The organism is Maribacter sp. 4G9 (genome assembly GCF_002742265.1).
GTDB lineage: Bacteria > Bacteroidota > Bacteroidia > Flavobacteriales > Flavobacteriaceae > Maribacter.
Genome location: NZ_MDGL01000153.1, coordinates 1 through 1072 on the forward strand (window position 1 = coordinate 1; position 1072 = coordinate 1072).

Annotated in this window: 2 protein-coding genes; one reads left to right on the forward strand and one right to left on the reverse strand. The window is 37.8% G+C overall.

Annotated elements, in window-relative coordinates; all coding sequences use genetic code 11:
* Positions 1-189: 189 nt before the first annotated feature.
* Positions 190-759, reverse strand: coding sequence for a hypothetical protein (locus tag BFP75_RS15050; RefSeq protein WP_099546196.1), 570 nt, complete (start codon positions 757-759; stop codon positions 190-192).
* 124 nt (positions 760-883) lie between these two features.
* Here BFP75_RS15050 and BFP75_RS22155 point away from each other — a divergent pair.
* The coding region (locus tag BFP75_RS22155) for a hypothetical protein (RefSeq protein ID WP_133118656.1) at positions 884-1072 on the forward strand (189 nt) is incomplete at its 3' end.

The following is a 1072-nucleotide window of genomic DNA, read 5'->3' on the forward strand; positions in this document are numbered from 1 at the left end:
GTAATGACACCAGCTTTGGCAAGATGGGCCAAAAGTGCCCTTGAACCGTTGTTCGGTGCTTTTGTAAGGCATCCAAGATTAGCGCTGCCAATCTAAGGCGGACCAAAAAAAGCCCCGTAAAGAGGCTTGTACGGATCCATTTTTTCACGGATTAATATCTTGTGCAACGGTTACCGTTGTTGTAGCACGTTATTTTATTCGGTTTTTTATTTCGTTCAATAGTTTATTCTGTTCAAGATTTTTTTCAAATTCCGCTTCTTGGTCAAATAGGTTGTCCTTTCCAAAAAAAAGTTGACTTTCGTGATAGTAAAATAGTGCCCAATTCAGACTTCCGTCAAAAATTGTCAGGTCAGTATCCCAAAACATTCCTTCCCAATATTTGATGACCATTTTCCAAGTCAGCATAATTGCTTGTCCAGAATTATCAGATTCCACAAAAACGTACTTGTCAAATGGAATTCCGAGATTATAGAGCCATTTTTTTATTTCCGAATCACAGTCCATTGAAATTTGAAATTTCTTTTCGGTTTTGAAATATCCCTTTGTAAATGGACTCCAATCAGTTCCAGTAGAGTAAACCAACATTTTAGAGGAATTCAGATATTCTTTTACAATTTCAGTTCCTTTTTTATTCAGAAAGTGAATTTGGTCTTTATGTTCTTCAGAAATTTTTTCGGCTTCTTCTGGTGACCAAAGAAAAGACCAACTTTTTGGAAAGTCAGTTTTAAATTCCGCTATATTTTCTTCTAAAACGTTCATTTCTCTAATGTGCTACAACGGTCTTGGCTATGGTTTCGTTGCGGAATGGTTCGGCAGAACTATTCCGCAACGAAACCAAAGATAGCAAACACACAGGGAATTTCCGATAGGAAATTCCGCCGTAATGAACTATAGCCGTTGTGCCTGTTGCACAAGTTATAAAAAAAGGGGCATTTCGATCTTGCCGATCCGTAAAAGGATCGTAACTTTAGGTATGCAGGGTAAAAAGGATTATCAAGAGAAGCTTTTCAATAATTTCCAATTAAGTGACCGGGTACCGCAGACGAATTTCTACCGTCGTTTAAAAGGCGTT

What these genes read in the sequence shown, in the direction of transcription:
- BFP75_RS15050 (WP_099546196.1), bottom strand. Translation starts at nt 759, where the DNA reads ATGAACGTTTTAGAAGAAAATATAGCGGAATTTAAAACTGACTTTCCA.